Genomic DNA, 4,148 nt, shown 5'->3' on the forward strand with positions numbered 1-4,148 from the left:
ATAAACAGCATGTCACTCGTTTATAAGGATTCATGGACTCAGGAATGGTTTTTTCTCCAATGAATCGTTTAAATGGTGAATGCCTTTCTATATTCATCCAAATCTCATCTTCAAGCAGCCTTTCAATGTCCGTTTCAACTCGTGTTTTTATATCTGGCTGTTTCAGTAACTCGGCATACATCCATACCGTATAGCCCCAAATGTTCTCCCAGAGTACAAGTTTCGATATTTTAGTAGCTTTAGAAAGTGGAAGAATAGCTTCCTCACCAAACCTGCTTAATATGGATTTGAGTGCTAAAGGGCTATCCTTTTCCGAAACATCTCTCCAACTGTTATTTTTCAGCCAAAAGTTTGGCAACCAATTCTTATCTTCGGGATTATCCAAGACACCCATGTCCTGAAGTGTACCATTCCAAGTGAGCCGATGCTTGCTGATCATGTACAATTGTGCCGTAACAAAAAAGGCATAACGTCTGAACCACATTGAGGCTGCAACTCTTGTCGTTTCCGCTCCAGTCCGGGCCTGTGCATACTGAAGCAACCCATCAATATGATCAAACGACTTGGAAACTTGAGCTTCATCTTTGAGGGAAATCCGATACGTTTGCAGCTCTTTTTCTATAGAAGAAGAAAGTTTATGCATTGGCCAGCGCTTTTACCTGACTTTGGGCATAACGCCCCTTTCCAAACGGGATACACATTGGGCTGCCAAAAATCGGATCAAACGAAATTTTACACTTCATTCCGAATACTTGATGAACCATTTCAGGAGTGATAATATCCTCTGGCCGTCCCTGATCATATATCGCTCCATCTTTAAGAGCCACCAGATTATCCGCATAGCGGCAAGCCAGATTCAAATCATGAAGCACCATCACAATTGTTCGATTCTCAGATTCATTCAAATCGAATAATAAGTCCAAAATGTCGATTTGATGTGCCATATCAAGATATGTAGTCGGTTCATCCAATAAAATGATGTCCGTATCCTGCGCTAGGGTCATCGCTATCCAGGCCCTTTGCTTCTGACCTCCTGATAATTCATCGACCGCCCGATCCTTCAATTCTGTTAGGTTCGTTGCTTCAATTGCCTTTTGAACTTTTTCCTCATCCAAAGAGCTCCACTGCTTCAACCAGCTTTGATATGGATATCTTCCTTGTTTAACAAGTTGATAGACCGTAAGTCCTTCAGGGGCAATAGGCGATTGTGGAAGAATCGCCATCTTCCTTGCTACATCCTTCGATGACATGGAAGAAATAGCTTTTCCCTCAAGTAAAACTGAACCGGATTGAGGCTTTAACAAACGGGCAACCGAACGAAGAAGCGTTGATTTCCCACATCCATTTGCACCAATGAATACGGTGATCTCCCCATGAGGTATTTCTATATTCATTTCATTTATAATTAATTTTTCACCATAACCGAGCGATAAAGACTGTGTGTTAATAGCTGGTCGCATTAAAATACTCCCCTTATTAGTCTAATAATATCAGTTTAATGAAAATGATTATCAATGTCAATTTTAAAAAAGATAAAAACAAAAAAAACATAGTTTCTGTTCTTCTTTATGAATACAAAAATAATTATCCTTTAATAAAGTTATCCTTCGATTAAATATATGAAGAATCCTTAGTTAACATTAATATCATCCAATCAAATGATAAAAAAACTCAGTCCATTATTCAGACAAAGGTAATTTGCTGAAATAACACACAAGCTATATCGCTTAATTTAAGGCATTGCCATATCGGTTAAATAGTCCACCATCAAGTTCTTGTTACATGGCACAGCTACCTGTATCAGCTCTACTAGGCGGGAACTTAGTAGCAAGCATGTTAATTCTGCCACCACTTGAAATAAATGCGGGCTTTTCAGTAAGGATAGATGACCCTTCTTCATTTATAGGTAAAATCAAGAAAAAACAAAAAACCTCTCCTATATTGGGAGAGGTTTTTTTAACTAACAAGCAGGCGATTTGTGCAATAAACCAATGATTCATTTCTAATTAGGAAGAACAAATCCTGATCGATAAAAGGAATTAGTTCCTCGGCAATATTCCATGCATTGACTTCTATTTGATAAAGGATATCTGGATTTTTCGTACAGGATAACTCCTCACTCAGCATAGCAAGATTCGGATCTAACGCGTGACCCAGTTCATGGGTGAAGATAATCCAGGTATACTCCTCAAGTCTTTCAAGCGAGCCTAGGACACGTTCACACTGAATTTCGATATCTCTATTATAAAGTGATTGTATGTTCTTCGGCAGAATACTTCCCCCCAACACACCGTTTATCAGGAAACTCCTTTTCGATGATTAATAGTAGAGAAGAATCATGATGGTTAACAAACTCATTCATATTCAATGCCTTCACTCTCTTTATTAGTAATTTAAATTTCATTATATTTCAGAAATAATTATATCCTTCTCATTTTGATGCAAAACTTGCTTAGATAGCCGAATTACTTGATTTTCTGTGAAATTTTCCAATACATGTTGGTGACATGTAAAAAAGAAAATTTGCCGCTTTTCCGACACCTTTTTCAATAATTCAAGCATCCGTTTTGTCCTTACCCCGTCAAAATTAACAAAACTATCATCAATGATGAGTGGGAATGAATCATCCTCGAAGGTATGATCAGCAAGCGCGAGCCTTAAGGAAACATAAATTTGCTCTGCTGTTCCACGGCTGACCTCCTCAGCACTGAAACTCAAGCCATCACTGCGCTCTACCCAAAGTCCATCACCTGACTGATCAAGGTTTATCTTCCTATAGCGCCCATTTGTTAAAAAGGCAAAATGTTGTTCTGCTTCAGCGATGACCTTCGGGAGACGTTCCCGTTTATATCGGTCTAGAGTTTTATTTAATAAGCTTTTGGCTATGGAAAATTTCGCCCATTCCTTCGCTTCCTCGTTAAAAGCCGCTTTTTCTTCATAAAAATGATGAAGTAAATCGTCATAAATACCTGAAGCCTCAAGCTGTTTGATTCTTTGCTTCGTATCGGACCGCTTCTCCAATAAAAGTGATTTTTCCTTTACTAAATCCGCTCGCTTTTGTTCCAATTTTTCAAGAGTATATGTGCTGATTCCCTGTTTATAGAGAGTTTGAATCAGTTCAGACTGCATTCGGGATTGCCCTATTTGAATGGTTAGCAAATCATATTGTTTTTGCAACATGACTTTCTCCTCAGACAAGACCGCGTTTTGACGAAACTCTTCCTCACCCTTAACATGCGCTATGGCAAAAAGCTGTTCCTTTTCCACATCAAGATAGTCTTTTTCTATCGACAGCCGCTCTATTTCATTCGTTAAACGGCTCAGTTCCTGCATCCATTGTGTAAGTTGAACGTTTTTTTCCATCGTATTGTTTATTTCTCGTTTCAAAAGGCTGATTGCGTCCCTCCAAGTAGAGGGCTCCAGACCAATCCCTAGAGCAAATTGAAATAAAGCCTCCGATTTACCTTCAAACTCTGAATGTAAAAATTGATATTGTCTGATTTTTTCATGTTTCCTTTCAACGGCTTCCTTCCACTTCTCAAGCAATTCAAATACGGATTCAAGATTGATTTCCACTCCGGAATAAGGCATCCCCCAGCCATTAATGATGGTGCTCACTTCTTTATTTAGTCGGTCCCTGCTTGCTTCCCAGGCGGCGTATTCCTGGATAGTCGTTTCGAAGGCTTCCTCTCGCTCTTCATATTTAAACCGTTCATTTTCGAGCTCCCTTTGAAGACGGTAATCTTGTTCAAGCAGTTGCCCCATCGACTCTCCTTCAATCTCTCTGTTAGTTTTTGCCTTACTCTCAAATACAGCCCTTTTCCTTTTCGCTTCATCAAGTTGACGGTTAAACCCGGACAATATATCATCTCCCTTGAATAAAGACCTAGAAACTGCAAACAAAACGGCCGCTGTCAGAAGTATACTTCCTACTAATATCTGGTCACTGAAAAAACTTCCTATTGCACCCAAACATAAAAGTCCTATTAAACTGCCATTTATGAGCAGCGAACGTTTGCGATTATTCTCCTCCTTCTTCTTCTGTAATTTCAATTGTTTTTCAAGCTCCAAAATTTGCTCATCAAGAAACAGGATTTTAGCTTCTTCAGAACCGGTACTATTCTGCTTGTTATATAAAGACTCCAGCT

At 39.1% G+C, this 4,148-nt stretch carries 5 protein-coding genes; all 5 read right to left on the bottom strand.

The genetic code is table 11. The features are described from left to right. A partial coding sequence (locus tag AC1DUW_RS22260; RefSeq protein ID WP_477643488.1) for a (2Fe-2S)-binding protein occupies positions 1-643 on the bottom strand: 643 nt, incomplete at its 3' end. Then, a complete protein-coding gene (locus tag AC1DUW_RS22265) occupies positions 636-1,460 on the bottom strand; it encodes an ABC transporter ATP-binding protein (RefSeq protein WP_056528024.1) in 825 nt (274 codons plus the stop codon). The genes AC1DUW_RS22265 and AC1DUW_RS22260, both read right to left, overlap by 8 nt. A 272-nt stretch (positions 1,461-1,732) precedes the next feature. Then, positions 1,733-1,900, bottom strand: coding sequence for a hypothetical protein (locus AC1DUW_RS22270; RefSeq protein WP_477643489.1), 168 nt, complete (start codon positions 1,898-1,900; stop codon positions 1,733-1,735). Positions 1,901-1,956: 56 nt separating this feature from the next. Then, positions 1,957-2,286, bottom strand: a complete 330-nt coding sequence (locus AC1DUW_RS22275; RefSeq protein ID WP_379108186.1) for a hypothetical protein — start codon at positions 2,284-2,286, stop codon at positions 1,957-1,959. Between the two features lie 117 nt (positions 2,287-2,403). After that, positions 2,404-4,148: ATP-binding protein (locus AC1DUW_RS22280; protein WP_477643490.1), on the bottom strand; the 1,745-nt coding region annotated here is incomplete at its 5' end.

The sequence above is a fragment of the Peribacillus sp. P4_C12 genome, assembly GCF_056402095.1.

Coding starts and splice junctions, on each gene's coding strand:
- AC1DUW_RS22270 (WP_477643489.1), bottom strand. CDS start 1,900: ATGAAGAAGGGTCATCTATCCTTACTGAAAAGCCCGCATTTATTTCAA.
- AC1DUW_RS22265 (WP_056528024.1), bottom strand. CDS start 1,460: ATGCGACCAGCTATTAACACACAGTCTTTATCGCTCGGTTATGGTGAA.